Annotated in this window: 14 protein-coding genes; 4 read left to right on the top strand and 10 right to left on the bottom strand. The window is 35.8% G+C overall.

From position 1 onward, the window contains the following. Window positions 1-357: 357 nt before the first annotated feature. From OLM58_RS15615 to thrA, 5 genes are all read right to left on the bottom strand, one after another. Window positions 358-912 carry an REP-associated tyrosine transposase gene (locus OLM58_RS15615; protein WP_264529666.1) on the bottom strand — a complete coding sequence of 185 codons (555 nt, stop codon included), beginning with the start codon at window positions 910-912 and terminating at the stop codon, window positions 358-360. A 186-nt stretch (window positions 913-1,098) separates the two neighbouring features. After that, complete coding sequence (locus OLM58_RS15620; protein WP_264529667.1) at window positions 1,099-1,416, bottom strand: hypothetical protein; 318 nt, start codon at window positions 1,414-1,416, stop codon at window positions 1,099-1,101. A 196-nt stretch (window positions 1,417-1,612) separates the two neighbouring features. Beyond that, window positions 1,613-2,902 carry a threonine synthase gene (gene thrC, locus OLM58_RS15625; protein WP_264529668.1) on the bottom strand — a complete coding sequence of 430 codons (1,290 nt, stop codon included), beginning with the start codon at window positions 2,900-2,902 and terminating at the stop codon, window positions 1,613-1,615. A 97-nt stretch (window positions 2,903-2,999) separates the two neighbouring features. Then, on the bottom strand, window positions 3,000-3,920 hold the full coding sequence (locus OLM58_RS15630; protein WP_264529669.1) for a homoserine kinase: 921 nt from the start codon (window positions 3,918-3,920) through the stop codon (window positions 3,000-3,002). 135 nt (window positions 3,921-4,055) lie between these two features. Beyond that, window positions 4,056-6,503, bottom strand: coding sequence for a bifunctional aspartate kinase/homoserine dehydrogenase I (gene thrA, locus OLM58_RS15635; RefSeq protein WP_264529670.1), 2,448 nt, complete (start codon window positions 6,501-6,503; stop codon window positions 4,056-4,058). 727 nt (window positions 6,504-7,230) lie between these two features. On the opposite strand from thrA, the gene hutH reads away from it, so the two are divergent. The 4 genes from hutH to OLM58_RS15655 all read left to right on the top strand — a co-directional run bounded on the left by hutH (window position 7,231) and on the right by OLM58_RS15655 (window position 12,333). Then, window positions 7,231-8,745: a histidine ammonia-lyase gene (gene hutH, locus OLM58_RS15640; protein ID WP_264529671.1), complete on the top strand. Its 1,515-nt coding sequence runs from the start codon at window positions 7,231-7,233 to the stop codon at window positions 8,743-8,745. 48 nt (window positions 8,746-8,793) lie between these two features. After that, window positions 8,794-9,438 (top strand): DUF47 domain-containing protein, encoded by a 645-nt coding sequence (locus OLM58_RS15645; protein ID WP_017496503.1) that lies wholly within the window; start codon window positions 8,794-8,796, stop codon window positions 9,436-9,438. Window positions 9,439-9,469: 31 nt separating this feature from the next. Further along, a complete protein-coding gene (locus tag OLM58_RS15650) occupies window positions 9,470-10,810 on the top strand; it encodes an inorganic phosphate transporter (RefSeq protein WP_264529672.1) in 1,341 nt (446 codons plus the stop codon). A 152-nt stretch (window positions 10,811-10,962) separates the two neighbouring features. Next, window positions 10,963-12,333, top strand: coding sequence for an SMI1/KNR4 family protein (locus OLM58_RS15655; RefSeq protein WP_264529673.1), 1,371 nt, complete (start codon window positions 10,963-10,965; stop codon window positions 12,331-12,333). Between the two features lie 91 nt (window positions 12,334-12,424). On the opposite strand, the gene OLM58_RS15660 is transcribed toward OLM58_RS15655, so the two are convergent. From OLM58_RS15660 to rimK, 5 genes are all read right to left on the bottom strand, one after another. Then, window positions 12,425-13,741 carry a serine hydrolase domain-containing protein gene (locus OLM58_RS15660; RefSeq protein ID WP_264529674.1) on the bottom strand — a complete coding sequence of 439 codons (1,317 nt, stop codon included), beginning with the start codon at window positions 13,739-13,741 and terminating at the stop codon, window positions 12,425-12,427. Then, window positions 13,738-14,355, bottom strand: a complete 618-nt coding sequence (locus OLM58_RS15665) for an HAAS domain-containing protein (protein WP_264529675.1) — start codon at window positions 14,353-14,355, stop codon at window positions 13,738-13,740. Before OLM58_RS15665 ends, OLM58_RS15660 begins: the two co-directional genes overlap by 4 nt. Further along, window positions 14,352-14,687 carry a PadR family transcriptional regulator gene (locus OLM58_RS15670; protein WP_264529676.1) on the bottom strand — a complete coding sequence of 112 codons (336 nt, stop codon included), beginning with the start codon at window positions 14,685-14,687 and terminating at the stop codon, window positions 14,352-14,354. The genes OLM58_RS15665 and OLM58_RS15670 overlap by 4 nt, the downstream gene beginning before the upstream one ends. A gap of 104 nt (window positions 14,688-14,791) precedes the next feature. Next, on the bottom strand, window positions 14,792-15,307 hold the full coding sequence (locus OLM58_RS15675) for a DUF421 domain-containing protein (RefSeq protein WP_202703843.1): 516 nt from the start codon (window positions 15,305-15,307) through the stop codon (window positions 14,792-14,794). A 118-nt stretch (window positions 15,308-15,425) separates the two neighbouring features. Further along, window positions 15,426-16,793, bottom strand: coding sequence for a 30S ribosomal protein S6--L-glutamate ligase (gene rimK / locus OLM58_RS15680; protein ID WP_017496510.1), 1,368 nt, complete (start codon window positions 16,791-16,793; stop codon window positions 15,426-15,428). Window positions 16,794-16,866 lie beyond the last annotated feature (73 nt).

Consider the following 16,866-nt stretch of genomic DNA (forward strand, 5'->3'; position numbering starts at 1 on the left):
TTTTTTGGAATGACCTCCCGCTCAATGTCATTTGGCTAAAGCCCAATTCTTATCTTGAATACAAAACCCCCAGCTGAAGCTGAGGGCAATTGAATTGATTTATTTTAAGGATTATTTTCAGATTTTTTTTTGAATGGCCTCCAGCTTCAGCTGGAGAGAATAAAAAATAGAATAGGAAATGGCTTTAGCCGAAATTTTTTGGGATTTAATTTGTTTGTATTCGCGTTAGTCTTAAAGATTGAGCTTGTTCAAATCAAAATCAAAGTCAAATAGATCTTTTGCATTAACATTCAAACCGTTAGCGCAGATTTGTAATCTGTGCCCACAAAGTTGAGTAAACGCAACAGTTAGTACATTTCAAAATAAGTATAACGAAACAACATCTAAATCATTTTCTAAACCTGAATAATTCCTTGCCGAACTAAAATAATACTCTTCAGCAGAACTGACAGTTTTATCTTTTACAGGATTATTGTGGATGTAATCTATTTTTTGCTTAATAAATTTATTACTGTAAACATGTTCTGCATGGTAGCCATTTTGCCAGACTTTATAAGTCTGAACCTTTTTTAAATGCTCACATTCCTTTTGAAAATATTCCAGCATCCATTCTCTTCTGCTTTCGGGTTCATTTATTATAGTTTGTATTATTTTTTTGGATGTAAATTTTTTAAAATCTCTAATAATATCAGATAAAACAAAACCATTCGTTCCTTTACAAAGCAAATGTATATGACTGCTCATAATACAATAGGCATAGATTTCTAAACCTTTATTTTCCTGACAATATTTTAGAGCATTTATCAAAATAATTTTTTGATTTACTCTTGTAAATATATCTATCCATCCTACAACAGTTATAGTTATAAAATATGCTTCATCAGTTGTTGTTGCTTTGTATTTTGTAGACACGTATTTTTTTTCCTACAAAAATAAAAAATATAATGGAAAATTTTAATTTTTTATTTATGGGTTTTGAAGGAATTACTTTGCGGGCACGGATTGCAAATCCGCGCTATCGTTGCGGAGATAAATCTGCGCGATCAGGAATTTCTTTGAGTTCACGAGCGAAATGCTTACGGTAGCAAAAGAATAATATTATTCAATTATCATACCTGCATTTTTTGCTTCTTCTTTTTCTATAGCTTTCCATTTGTTGTAGTTAACCTCATCTTTCGCTTGTAAATATGCGGCTGCAACCATACCAGCTTGTACGTAAGTTTGTATTTTATCGTCACCATTTTTTGCAATTTCATATTGCTTTTCCGCATCTAAAGCAACCTGATTTTCTATTTTTTGCATATTATTAGACACTTGGGAATCTAAACCACCACCCATAAAATACCATAAAATTCCAATAAAGAATATGACAGAAATAATTGTTTTAGCTGTGCTAGTTTTTTTATTTGTTTCCATAAATAAAGTTTTTTAATCTTACTCTTAAGGATTTTCAGTAACTCCTCGTTTATTTATGTGGTTTCTGAACTCCACTTATAGTAAGCAAAATTCATTTTTGTTTGTTATACTATTTTACGGATTTCCATAATCAATAATAAAAAAGCGAGTAAAAATTACTTTCCACTCGCTTTTTTATTATTACTCTTTCTATTTTCTACCCCAAAAACACCTTCAACTCGTCATAACTAGAAATCTTTACACTAACTTTCTCCCCATTAATTACACTCTCAATCTGAGCAGGAATAGGAAGTGTAATCCCTAAAGCGGGTTCAACCACATCCAAAAACTTAATTGGATGAGCAGTTTCTAAGAAAATACCAATGGTGTTAGGGTGTTTCTCCAATTCTTTCTTCAAACCTAGATAACCGACAGCACCGTGTGGTTCTGCGATGTAACCGTTTGTGTTATAAATATTTTTTAGAGCAACAAGTGTTTCTTCATCGGTATAACTATAAGAAGAGAAGTCTTTTTCGAACGCTTTTAAGTCATTGTTGTACAATTCCTGAATTCGGATAAAGTTACTTGGGTTTCCAACGTCCATGGCGTTAGAGATTGTTGCTTTAGAAGGTTTTGGGTCGTATGTTCCGTTTTCTAAAAATCTTGGTACCGTATCGTTTACGTTGGTGGAGGCTACGAAATGTTCAATAGGTAAACCTAATTTCTTTGCCATAATTCCGGCACAGATATTCCCGAAGTTTCCGCTTGGGCAAGAGAAAACTAAAGGTTTGTTTTGGCTTTTCAAGGCTTTGTAAGCAAAGAAAAAATAAAACATTTGTGGCAACCAGCGCGCAATATTAATCGAATTGGCTGAAGTCAGATTTCTGTGTGCTAAAGTTTCATCTAAAAATGCCTTTTTCACCATATCCTGGCAATCGTCAAAAACACCGTCGACTTCTAGCGCTTTAATGTTTTGTCCTAAAGTAGTCAATTGTTTTTCCTGTATGTCGCTCACTTTTCCTGACGGATATAAAATCACCACATCGACACCGTCAACGCCTAAAAATCCGCTCGCGACCGCTCCGCCTGTATCTCCGGAAGTAGCCACAAGAACAGTGTTTTTAGCTTCTTTATTGTCTCTGTTAAAATACCCCAGACAACGCGACATAAAACGTGCGCCAACGTCTTTAAAAGCCATGGTTGGGCCGTGGAATAATTCTAAGGAGTAGATTCCGTTTTCGACTTTCACCACCGGAAAATCGAAACATAAAGTATCAGCAATGATTTCTTTTAATTTGTCGGTTGGTATTTCATCGCCAACGAATTGTTTGATCGCTTCAAAAGCAATGTGTTCGTGGCTTAAATTTTCAATTTCATCAAAAAAAGAGGAGTCTAAAGGAGTGATGTTTTCCGGGAAATATAATCCTTTATCACTCGCGAGTCCTTGTATTACGGCTTCCTGAAACGAAACCTTTGGGGTATTATGGTTTAAACTGTAGTATTTCATTAGTATGTTATTTGAACACGAATTTCACTGATTGTCACTAATTCTTTGCGTTTAAATTATTGCACAAACTAATTTGTGTAAATTCGTGAAATTTGTGTTATAAAATTCTTACACCATCGGGATTAATCTTCGAAACGTGAATTTCATACGGTAAATTCATTTTTTCGTAAACGTCGCTCATGGCTTTGGCGATTTGGTTTGCGGTTTCTTTTCCACGGCTTAAAGCGAAGATAGAAGGACCGGAACCTGAAATACCGGAGCCTAAGGCGCCATTTTCGTAAGCGGTTTGTTTGATTTGATCGAATCCCGGGATCAAAACACTTCGTAAAGGCTCCACAATTTCGTCGTGAAGCGAACGTCCGATTAAGTCGTAATCTTTGGTGTATAATCCGGCGACTAATCCGCCCACATTTCCCCATTGCATAATGGCACTTTTAAGAGAAACGTTTTGTTTTAGTACCGAACGCGCATCCGAAGTTTTCAATTCGATCTGAGGATGTACCACCGTAGCAAACAATTCTTCGGGGCTGTCAATTCGGATAATATCAAGTGGACTATAACTTCTTACGAGCGTAAAACCTCCTAAAAGGGCAGGAGCGACATTATCAGCATGAGCGTTTCCGCTGGCCAGTTTTTCGCCCTGCATTGCAAATTGTACCAAATCTTTGCGGGAATAAGGTCTCCCAAGCAATTCGTTGATTCCAAAAACCGCTCCGGCAGAACTCGCAGCACTGCTTCCGATTCCGCTTCCGGCTTTGATATGTTTGTAAATTTCGATTTCGAATCCGCAATCTACGTCAAGTGTCTCCAACATGGCCAAAGCTGCAACCCCCGAAACGTTTTTCTCAGTCTCTAAAGGCAAATCGGCTCCCTCAATTTTGGTAATTCGAACTCCTTTTTGAGCTACTTTTCGAACGATCATTTCATCGCCCGCATTGTCTAAGCAAAGCCCTAGTACATCAAATCCACACGAAAGATTCGCGATTGTGGCCGGGCAAAATAGTTTAATTTGTGTCATTTGTTATAGGTTCAAAGTGGCAAAGGTTCAAAGGAACAAAGGTTTTGCCTTTTTTATAGGTTCAGAGAGGCAAAGGTTCATAGGCTCAAAGGTTTTTATCTTTGTCCCTTTGCACCTTTGAGCCTTTGTACCTCATTAAATGTTTCCAATTCTAATTACATCCGCAAAAATTCCCGATGCGGTAACTGCTGCACCCGCTCCGGCACCTTTGATCAATAGTGGCTGATCTACGTAACGATCGGTGTAGAAAAGTACAATGTTGTCTTTTCCTTCCAGGTTGTAAAAAGGATGCTCTTTCGGGATGAATTGCAGACCAACGTTTGCTTTTCCGTTTTCGAATTGTGCTACATATTTTAATCTGGAATCTTTGTTTACTGCTTCGTCATAGATTTTTGAAAAATGAGGAGCATGTTGCGTTAAAGAAGCAAAGAAATCTTCGTTGTTTGTTGTGGCAAGACATTCGGCTGGCAGGAACGATTCGTTGGCAATTGCGTCAATATCCATTTCATAACCGCTTTCGCGAATCAGGATCAGGATTTTACGGGCTACGTCGATTCCGCTTAAGTCAATTTTCGGATCCGGCTCTGTGAAACCTTGTACTCCGGCTTCTTTTACCACATCATGAAAAGAATTGTCTTTATCGAAATTGTTGAATATAAAGTTCAGACTTCCCGATAAAACCGCCTGAATTTTATGCACTTTATCACCTGAGGCAATCAAGTTTTTTACGGTATCAATAATCGGCAATCCCGCTCCAACATTGGTTTCAAATAAAAACGGAGCATTGTATTGACGAGATAAATTCTTTAATTTTTTATAATTGTCATAGGCAGACGAACAGGCAATTTTGTTACAGGTCACCACGGCGACACTCTGTTTTAAGAAATTTTCGTAGGTTTCAGACACGCTTGCATTTGCAGTAATATCAACAAAGATGCTGTTACGCAAGTTTAATTCCTTCGCACGGGCGATGAAAGCTTCTTTATTGGCATTTTCACCTTGATCTAAAGCCGATTGCCAGTCTTTTAGCGAAATTCCGTCCTCGTCAAAAAGCATTTTTCGGGAATTAGACAAAGCGATCACACGAACATTTATTTTCAGGTTGTCTTTTAGAAACTTCCTTTGATTGTGAATTTGCTCGATGAATTTTTCACCTACGTTTCCAACACCCATTACAAATAAATTGAGCTGTTTGGTGTTTTCTTCAAAGAAGTTTTCGTGCAACGTATTCAATGCTTTTTTAACGTCTCTTTCGTTAATTACGGTCGAGATATTACGCTCAGAAGCTCCTTGCGCAATGGCGCGTATGTTGACATTGTTTTTTCCTAAAGTACTAAACATTCTACCGCTTAAACCCTGATGGTTCTTCATATTTTCACCTACCAAAGCGATAATGCACAGGTCTTTTTCGACAATGCAAGGATCGATTTTGTTTTGCGAAATCTCTACTTCAAAGGCTCTGTTGATGGCAGCCTCGGCATTTTCGGCGTCCGAATTCAGAATTCCGATACAGATCGAATGCTCAGAAGAAGCCTGAGTGATAAAAATAACGTTGATTTTTTCCTGAGACAGTACTTCAAACAAACGTTTCGATGAACCTGAAACTCCAATCATTCCGGGACCTTCAAGTGTTACCAGTGAAATATTATCGATATGACTGATTCCTTTTACAACAGTATCTTTTGATAAAACCTGATCTGAAATTAAGGTTCCTTCAGCTTCCGGTTCAAATGTATTTTTGATTAAAATTGGAATGTTTTTTCTTAAGACAGGCTGAATCGTTGGCGGATACAGCACTTTGGCACCAAAATGCGATAATTCCATAGCTTCCTGATAAGAAATCGTAGCAATAGGGTGGGCCTGCTTCACGATTTTAGGATTGGCGGTGAACATTCCGTTCACGTCAGTCCAGATTTCTAATTGTTCTGCTTCAAGTGCTCCGGCAACTATGGCAGCGGTATAATCAGAACCTCCACGGCCTAAGGTAGTAGCGATTCCGTCAAGAGTCTGAGAAATAAATCCCGGAAGAATAGTAATTTTAGACTGATTTTCGGCAAAATATTCTCTGATCAGCTGGTTGGAAACTTCAAAATTTACAACCGCTTTTCCAAAATTATTATTGGTTTTAATCAGTTCGCGGCTGTCTTTGTAAACCGCATTTTTATTGATTTGCTGATATGCCTGTGCAATGATGTAAGACGAAAGCAGCTCTCCAAAACTTAAAATAGTATCGGCAGTTCTGGGAGATAATTCACCCAGTAAGAAACAGCCGTCTAACAAAGTTTCTAAATGATTGATGATTCTTTTTACATGGCTCAGCAAACTGCTTTGTTCGCTAACCGGAATCAATTCTTTTAAAGTGTCAAGGTGTTTTTTCTCGATTTCGGCAACAATTTCTCTGAAGCTTTCGTCATTTGCGGCGGCCTTTGCTGCTGCCAATTGCAGTAAATCAGTGACTTTGCTTAAGGCTGATACTACGACAACCAATTGGTCCTGCTTCGATTTTTGATTTATGATTTCGAGAACTAGTTTTATATTTTGTGCATTGGCAACCGAAGTTCCGCCAAATTTTAATACTTTCATTTTTGATGTTTTTTAATAAGGCGCAAAGATTTTTAGTAACAAAGGTTCAAAGGTTATCAACTGTGAACTGAAACTGAAAACTGCGACTATTTTTTTCTTTGTAAATGTTTTTTATGTATCCAATAACTCTCCTCTTCTTAGAAAAAAGTACTAGGTAACCTGAGTGATATGTAAAATGTATACCCCTAAGGGGTAGTAATTGTTGTAGTTGAAATTGTAATAGCAGCGATTGCAACTCTGGTTTGAGTTGTTAGTGTAGAATGATATTTTACGCTGTTACTTTTCATTTTGGTTTTTCAAAAGTACAGTTTTTTATAAAAGTTAAAAATCTTTCCGGTCTTTTTATGAATATTTTAAAAATTCAAAATTCAGCAAATCAATATTGCGCTTTTTGTCAGAATTGTGTGTGTTAAATTGATGGATTCATATAATTATTGGAACTTATCTTTAAAAGAGATGTGCTTAATAGTCTGATTTTTAATCTCGAAAAACATCTGAAAACGTCATTAGTCTATAAAATCGGTAGGAATTAATTGCTTTTGTCGTTTTCTTGTTAAAAAATAGAGGGACCTTATTATGATAAAAAGATGTCCTTGGTTTTGTCGGATTGCTATTGTGAAAAGAGCAAAATCGGGGAATTCGCGAGAATCATTTTTTAATTATTAGGAATAAATGTTGCTTTTTAATATTGATTTGCTGAATTTTGAAGTCTTAAAATTTAAACAGCATGAAAGAAATCCATTATATCAGCACAGAAACCTTAAGTTTAGAAGCTTTACAGGAAATTATTGTCAACCAGAAAACGCTTGAATTATCAGAAGAAGCAAAAGTAAACGTTCAAAAATGTCGTGATTATCTCGATAAAAAAATGGCTTCACATTCTGAACCTATTTACGGAATCAACACAGGTTTTGGCTCGCTTTGTAATGTGAAAATTTCGAATGAAAACTTATCTCAGCTTCAGGAGAATCTTGTAAAATCGCATGCTTGCGGAACAGGAGAAGAAGTTCCGGCTGAAATTGTAAAATTGATGCTGTTGCTTAAGATCCAATCTTTGAGTTATGGACATTCAGGAGTTCAATTACAAACGTTAGAGCGTTTAGTGGATTTTTACAATAATGATATTCTTCCGGTGATTTATACTCAGGGATCCTTAGGGGCTTCAGGAGATTTAGCACCTTTGGCACATTTATCGTTACCTTTATTAGGTGAGGGTGAAGTTCTTTTTGAAGGTAAAAAAACTGCCGCAGCCGAAGTTTTAAAACACTTTAACTGGGAGCCAATTGTTTTACAGTCTAAAGAAGGTTTGGCTTTGTTAAACGGAACTCAGTTCATGAGTGCTTACGGAGCACATATTTTATTAAAAGCTTATAAATATTCTTATTTGGCAGATTTGATCGGAGCTATTTCATTAGAAGGTTTTGATGGAAGAATTGAGCCTTTTAACGAATTGATCCATTTTATCCGTCCTCACAAAGGACAGATTGTAACGGCACAGCGCCTTACTGAATTTTTAGAAGGAAGTGAGATTATTGCTCAGGAGAAAAAACACGTACAGGATCCGTATTCTTTCCGTTGCATGCCTCAGGTTCACGGTGCTTCAAAAGATGCTATTGATTATGTTAGAAAAGTATTCAAAACCGAAATCAACTCCGTTACCGACAATCCGAATATCTTCATTGAAGCAGATCAGATTATCTCAGGAGGAAACTTCCACGGACAGCCTTTAGCTTTAGCACTGGATTTTATGGCAATTGCTTTGGCAGAATTGGGCAGCATTTCTGAAAGAAGAACGTATCAGTTAATTTCAGGATTGCGCAATCTTCCGGCATTCTTAGTAGATAATCCGGGATTGAATTCAGGATTTATGATTCCGCAATATACAGCGGCAAGTATCGCAAGTCAGAACAAACAATTGGCTACACCTTCGAGTATAGACAGTATTGTTTCAAGTAACGGACAGGAAGATCACGTGAGTATGGGAGCAAACGGAGCTACAAAAGCATTGCGTGTTATGGACAACCTGGAGCGTATTTTAGCCATCGAATTAATGAACGCTTCACAGGCGATTGCTTACAGAGAACCTTTAAAATCAAGTGATTTTATTGAAACATTCTTAAGCAGTTACAGAGAAGTGGTGCCTTTGGTTAAAGAAGACAGAATCCTGCACTATGATATTAAAAAAACAGTTGAATTCCTTGACAGTTTTCAAATTGAAAACGATTTGTTAACAATGGCTTAACATGGCAAAATAATATTGAAGTAATTTTGCACTATCAAAAATATAAAAATGTCAATAAACAGTATTTTCCAATTTTTAGTGCCGAAAGACAAGAAATTCTTTCCACTTTTTGAAGAGGCTTCAAGCAATTTAATTGAGTTAGCTTCTAATTTACACGAAGCTGTAAACCTTCCATTGAAAGAAAGAGAAGTTCTTTTTCAAAAAATAGATGAATTAGAGCAAAAAGGAGAAGACATTACACGTCAAACCAATCTTGAATTGAGTAGAAATTTTATTACTCCATTTGACAGAGAGGATATTCATACATTGATTACTTCAATTGATAACGTTGCCGATTACCTTCATGGTGCGGCAAGCAGAATGAAATTATATCAGGTAGATAAGATTACAAAGTCAATCAGAAAGATGACTGAAATTAACCTTGAAGCTTGTCAGAACATCGATAGTGCTGTAAAAGAGTTAAGTAACTTAAAAAACATGAACATTATCAAAGAAGCTTGTGCCAGAATTAATAAACTGGAGAACAAGTCGGATAACGTTTATAACAAAGCAGTTTTTGAAATTTTTGAAAACGAAACAGACGCAAAGAATATTATTAAGTATAAAGAGGTGTTATCTGTTTTAGAATCAGCAACAGACAAATGTAAGAGTGTTGCGAACATACTGGAATCTATTTCTGTAAAACATTCTTAATTCAATTTATTTCATTCTGAAGTTATAATTTATGACGCTACTTATAATTATTATAGTATTAGCTTTAATTTTTGATTACATCAACGGTTTTCATGATGCGGCAAATGCTATAGCGACTGTTGTTGCGACCAAGGTTCTGACGCCTTTTCAGGCCGTTCTTTGGGCAGCATTTTTTAACTTTCTGGCGTATTGGGTTTTTGGATTTGGTGTTGCCGATACGGTTGCTAAAACAGCGCACACCATGGAAATTAACCTTGTTGTAATCCTCGCAGGAGTTATTGCAGCTATTTGTTGGAATTTATTGACTTGGTGGTTAGGAATTCCTTCGAGTTCTTCTCATACGCTGATTGGTGGTTTTGCCGGAGCGGCAATTGCTCATGCGATCGCTGTACATGGATTCTCAGGATATGTTGGTGAAGACGGAACAACTCATTACTGGTACGAAATCGTAAGCTGGTACAAAGCTGGTAAAGACGGAGGGATGCCTTCGGGAGTTCTTATTATTATTGCTTTTATTGTATTAGCACCATTATTAGGAGCATTGGCTTCTTATCTGATCTCTATTTGGTTGTTGAATGCTTCGCGTAAAAGTATTGGGCCAAAAATATTTACTGTAGCCTTGATGATTGCAACAATCTGGATGGTGAGCAGTTTAATGGTTCCGTATTCGGAGATTGTTGAACATGGAAAACCACGTTTTGAATCTCATTTTTGGAGTGTAGCTTTTGATCCGCATAATATTAAATGGTTTTTAGTTGCTTTCATTATTTTGACTGTAAGTGCTTTTTGTTTAATATTCAGTAGTTTAAATCTTCATCAGGCAGATGCAGCTTTGAAAAAAATGCAATTATTGTCTTCTGCAGCCTTTAGTTTAGGTCACGGAGGGAATGATTCTCAAAAAGTAATGGGTATTATTGCAGCTGCGGTAGCGGTTTATATCAATACTAATCCTGGTGTGCATATGGATTCCTGGTTAGATGTTGTTTTGCCAAACGATGATTTAGGTGTAAAAGGAGTAATGCCGGGATGGATTCCTTTGGCTTGTTATTCTGCAATTGCAGCGGGAACTTTAAGTGGTGGATGGAAAATTGTAAAAACAATGGGTTCTAAAATCACAAAAGTAAGCTCATTCGAAGGAGTTGCAGCTGAAACTGCAGGAGCTTTAACGCTTTATTTTACAGAACACTTAAAAATTCCGGTAAGTACTACACACACGATTACAGGTTCTATCATCGGAGTTGGATTAACAAAACGTGTTTCTGCTGTTCGTTGGGGAGTGACCGTAAGTTTAATCTGGGCGTGGATATTAACCATTCCAATTTCAGCAATATTAGCTGGTTTGGTTTACTTCGTACTAAGTGTATTTATTTAGTGAAATGATTTTTGTAAAATGTGAGAAATAAAATCACATTTTATCTCGATATTTTAAAGCCGATTTCAAATTGAAATCGGCTTTTTTTGTTTTGTGAAGTGTCTGTTTTCAACAATTATAATAATATATTTGATGGAAATTTAAAAGCCGTTATGATCGATCATAAAATTTTAAGCCAGATAGACAGAGTTAAGAAGAAGTTAGTCCTTGCAAAAAGTGCAGATAAGGATTTGAAAGTGTTTGGTGCAGACAGTCATAAATATATTGTAAAAGAAACGGTAAATAAAGATGAAATCTTAGCTTTTGAGAAGGAGTATGATGTACAGCTGCCGGAGGATTATAAAGCATTTTTAATACACATTGGCAACGGAGGAATCTCATATGAGAATTCCGCTGCAGGACCTGGTTACGGGATATTTCCGTTTGGAGAAAATGTCGATGAATTCGTTTCTGAGAATGCAAAGAAATACCTGAAAGAAGATTGTAAGCTGGATCTAATGATGTCTGACTCATTTTGGGAGGATTTAAACAGAGTTATAGAAGAAAATGATGAGATTTCGAATGAAGATTTTTATGCTGAATTAGGAAAGATATTTTCAGGATTATTGCCTATCGGTACTCAAGGATGCACTTATTATTATGCTCTTGTTTTAAACGGTGAATGGAAAGGCCGGGTTGTAAATGTTGACATCGACAGACAGAAACCCTTCTTTGTTTTTGAGTCCAATTTTTTAGACTGGTACGAACGTTGGCTAGATGAAATTATACCCGAAAACAGCATGGCAAATGAACCAGATTTGTTCAGGTACACATTAGGAGGATTGTCAGGTTATATTTTAGAAGTATATTTTTCTACAGAGGATCAAGAAGTTAAAAAGGAGTGTTTGAGCGGAGTTTTAAAAAAGAATACTGTAAGTTCTGAAATTCTTACTGTTTTAGAAGAACAGTATAAGGTAAGCTCAGGCGAAATTCGCGAAACAATACTTCAGGTACTTACTAAGTTTGATTATGAACGTTCAAAACCTTATTTACTTGATTTTGCAAAAGAGAATTTACAGGCTGTTTTTCAGTTTGTATTTTGGTACGCAAAAGACAAAAGTGCAGATTGGTTAGAGTTTATAAAAGCAAATGCTGATACGATTAAAGATGAGGAGACCTTTAGATTTTGTACTTATTTGTTAAAAGAAACGAAGTTGGATTATGGTGCTATTATCATTCCGTTTGCGTCTAATGAAAGTGAAGAAGTAAAAGTGAGTGCTTATTATTCACTGGGACAATTGAAGAACAAAAGCAAGTATCTGGATGTTTTTATTGCAGGTCTGAATGACAGCTCAAACCGGGTTATTCATACCGTTTTACAGGCGTTAGATGGGGTGGAAGACCGAAAACTTTTGAAGCATTATAAAGCGATTGCTGAAAAATTTCCAAAAGAAAAAGACTATATTCTAGCAAATCTAAACCATAGATTAAAAGTATATGGTTTAAACAATAAAAGCATTATAAAAGCAAATGTTGATTTTTAAAGAAGTGATATTAGAATAAATTAATGGTTATTTCAAGAATGTAAAAAGCTAGTTTCAATAAAGAAGCTAGCTTTTTCTATTTCAGTATGGGTTATTCTTTCGTAAATAAATAATCTTTCCCGCCTTGTTTTAGAGTCATTTCTTTCTTTTCAGAATTAAACTCTAGAACAATCCCCGCTGTGTCAAATTTAAATATGTTTACCGCAGCAGCTTCCATAGGAAAAGAGGGCTGACCTGTGGCTTGAGCAATTAGCACATTGTCCTTTTGGGAAATGGTAATTTTTAGCGGAATCTGTGGACTGCCGTAGGTTCCGGAGTATAAATTCAGGGTCGCGGATGTGATTTCAACAGTGCTAAAAACCGGCATTGCAAAAGGTTTATTGAAATACGAATTCAAAGCACATAACATGATGCTGTTGTTGTCATAACCCATTCCGTTTGAAGTTAGCGATAAAGCTAGCTTTTCATTTGGAAAATAACCAGTAACAGATCTAAAACCATCAATTCCTCCGGTATGTCCATAGCTTTTTCTTTCGAAAAAAGGAAACTGAAATAGCCCCATTCCAAATTGATCTTTTATGGTTTTCATTTGATTTAAATGTTCGATAGAAACTACTTTTCCGGCAAAAAGACTTTCAAAAAAAAGATTTAAATCAGTCGGGTTAGAAACAACTGCTCCGGCTCCAATCGGAATAGACATATCTGTTTCGCTCTCTTTTTTCCAATTTTTGTCCAGGGTATAAGAATAAGATTCGTTGTTGGCAATGTTGATTTTACCACCCAGATAAGTGTTTTTTAAATTTAAAGGTTTGGTGATTTTTTGATTTAAAACTTCACCATAAGGTTTTTTGTAAATATCTTCCAGAATATAGGATAACAAAATGTAATTAGAATTGCTGTATTGTCCTTTCGTATCAGGTTCAAATACGATATCTCCGGCCGAAATACGCTCAATCATTTTAGCTTTGGATTGAAATTGTGTATTCCATTTTAAATAATTATCATCGTCTGTAAAGTCGTGGATACCGCTTCTATGATTTAGTAAATTGCTGATTGTGATTTTTTTTGCATTTTTTACCGTTGGAAAATATTTATCAATGGTTTGGTTTAAACTGATTTTATTTTCTTCTATGGCTTTAAAAATCAAGGATGCAGTAAATGTTTTAGAGATCGAGCCAATTCTGTATTTAGTCCGTACACTTGATTTTTTTGAACTCTCAACGTCATCAAAACCAATAGATTTGGTGTAAATTGTTTTTCCGTTTTCCGATAGGGCAATGCTTCCCATGTATTTATTGTTTTTCTCTAAAAGAGTAAACAGGCTGTCAAGTTTTTTTGAATTGAAATTTTGGGAAAAAGCGCTAGTAGTGATGAGGGCAATGAAACAGATGCTGGTGATTTTTTTCATAATGATGATTTTTGATTGATTGATTTTTTAAGTTTTAATAATAGGGTTATGAGTAAATAGGATAATACGGTTGATACTAGCATGACAGGAATAAACCAATTACCGAGAGCCTCGTAAGTGTGGTATTTAATTTGGTCCTCGGGATTCATTATTCCTAATGTGAAAACAGAAATAGAATCTTTATTGATATGAAGGCCAACTTGGGAAGGATTCAGGATTTTTGCAAAAATCAGAAATACAAAGCCAAATAGGAAAAGGTATAAAATAGAAAAAAAGAGGTACGAAATACCATTGGTAATATTTAATGCCAAAGCTTTGAAAACATGAACAGGATTGAAAGTTTTGGTAGCTTGTTCCAGTTTTTTATCGGCAATTAGAGGTTTTAAAACCTCTTCCGGAGGGCCTAGTTTTTCTATGCTGTCTAAAAGAGAATCAATTTCGTTTGTTCCGTTCCTATGTTGAATGGTTTCAAAAATATGGCTGTTGAATTCCATATAAATGTCGTTCTGATCTATTTTTGACAATGAAGCTGTTGCTTTTTTGATACGCTTCATGTAGTTGTTGTAAATTCGTTGCGAAGCTTTTTGTTCGAATTTGATATCTTCTATTCTCATTGAATGATTTTTTTAATTGATTTTTCAAGATTTTCCCAATAAATATTCATCTGACTTAAAGTTCCGATTCCGGCTTCAGTCAGAGAATAGTATTTTCTTGGAATCCCGGTTTCCTGTTCCACCCATTTCGAGTCTACAAGTCCTTCTGTTTTTAATCGATTCATTAATGGGTATAGTGTTCCCTCTGCAATTTCTATTTCGGTATGTTTTCTTATTTGTTCGATAAGTTCATAACCATAGTACTCCTGATTTTTGAGTACATTAAGGATAATGAAAGTTAAAGTTCCTTTCTTTACCTGTGACTTCCAGTTTGTTACAAATGTTTCGTTCATGTTGCTAATGTATAACAAAATACATAGTATAACAAAGTGTATAGCTAAGTTTTTTTAATGCAGGTATTTAATTTATTGATTTTTAAGCACTTATGATTATTGGTTTATTTTTGTAAATTCTTTCTATTGTGTTTTCGTTTGTAGTGTGTTTGCTTGAGATTTTGTTTGTCTTTTGAAATAATGCTAATGGTGCCATCAATTTCTAGCATAGCAAGTTTTACGTCGGTTAAATGCTCAAGACCATGTTCGCGGGCGGCTTCTTTTAGTTCTTCGTGTGAAATATCAAGCTTACTCAAAATTTTAAAATCCAATTCTCCATTATGAATCAGGATTTCAGGTTTGTCCAGTAGTAAATTGCTTAGACCTTTGTATTTGTGAGTCAGTTTTTTGATGATGTAATTAATGATAAACAAAGCCAAAGCGGCAACCAGACCTCCCCAAAGACTAGTGTCCGGGCCAACCATGGCATTTTGAACGGAGTTACTAATTAATAGAATCAGAATAATATCGGCAGTATTCAATTGCGAAAGTTCTTTTTTGCCAAAGATCCTCAAAGCAATAGTCATGAAAAAATAGACAGAGAGACTTCTTAAAATAATATCTAAATAGGGGGATAGCATCATTTCTTTTAGTGTTTGGATTAAAAAAAAACTTTGTCAAAGTAAAACTTCAACAAAGTTGCTAAATTAATGTTTAGACATTAGGTCTAAATGAATATTTTTATTGACAAAGAAGCAATTACAATTTAAAGTTCTTTTCGATGGCTTTAATCATTTCTCCGGCAACGTCTTTGTTGGTGGCGCCTTCGATTCCTTCAAGTCCCGGAGAAGAGTTTACCTCAAGTAATAATGGCCCTTTAGAAGAACGAATTATATCAACACCGGCTACTTTTAAGTCCATAGCTTTTGCGGCTTTTATGGCTATTTTTTTCTCTTCAGCCGTTACTTTGATGACAGATGCGGTTCCTCCCAAATGGATATTAGCCCTGAATTCGCCCGGCATCGCTTCACGCTGAATGGCAGCCACGACTTTACCGTCGATCACAAAACAACGAATGTCTTTTCCGTTTGCTTCTTTAATGAATTCCTGAACAAGTATGTTGGCGTTTAAGCTCTTAAAGGCATTGATAACACTTTCTGCTGCTTTTTTGGTTTCAGCTAAAACAACCCCTTTTCCCTGAGTTCCTTCCAGCAATTTTACGATTAAAGGAGAACCTCCAACCATCTTGATTAAATTATCGGTATCGAGTGGAGAATTAGCAAATCCGGTTGTTGGAATATCGATTCCGCTGTTTAAAAGAAGCTGCAAAGAGTAAAGCTTATCACGTGATTGGGTAATAGCTGTAGCTGAATTTAGAACGAAAACCTTCAATGCTTCAAACTGACGGGTTAAGGCACAGCCATAAAAAGTAATGCTTGGTCGGATTCTTGGAATAATGGCATCAAACTGATTTAATATTTTTCCGCCGCGATAATGAATTTCCGGAGTTTTGGCATCCAGTTTCATATAACATTCTTTGATATTCAAAAAATGCATTTCATGTCCGCGCATTTCACCGGCTTCCATGATTCTTTTATTACTGTACAATTCAGGATTACTGGCTAAAACTCCGATTCTTAGCCCTGAGCTTGCTTTTTCAGAGTTTTGATAAAGTTCTTTTAAGGCTTCAGGACTTGGTTGTCCTAAAAGATATTTCTCTTCGGGATCAACCAGTACACGTCCGCTCATGGCTTCACGGCCTAAAAGCATTCGGAAACCCATAGAATCTCTGTTAGTCAGTGTCATTTCGATTGGCCATTTGATATCGCCAATTTTTAAATGCGTCTGAATTACATAACGATGTTCTCTAAATCCGCTTGAACTTTTTACAATTCTTTTGTCGACCAACGGAGCTTCACAGTGAATGATGGTTTTAATATTATTCTGAATTGGGTTAATGTCGAATTTTACCCAATTGGCATCATTTTTTATAAAAGGAGCTATGTTTATAGCGTGCATTGCCGAAGTTTTGGCACCGGAATCCACACGAGCCTTGATTGTCGGGATTCCTAGTTCTGGAAATGAGCACCATTCTTCGCTACCTAAAATGACTTTATTTTGAAGCATACGTTGTTTTTTATTATAGAATTTAATGGCCAAAAATAGCTATTTGCTTTTATTAAAGGTAGCAAATTATTTA

It is taken from the genome of Flavobacterium sp. N502540, assembly GCF_025947365.1.
In the GTDB taxonomy this organism is placed as follows: Bacteria; Bacteroidota; Bacteroidia; order Flavobacteriales; family Flavobacteriaceae; genus Flavobacterium.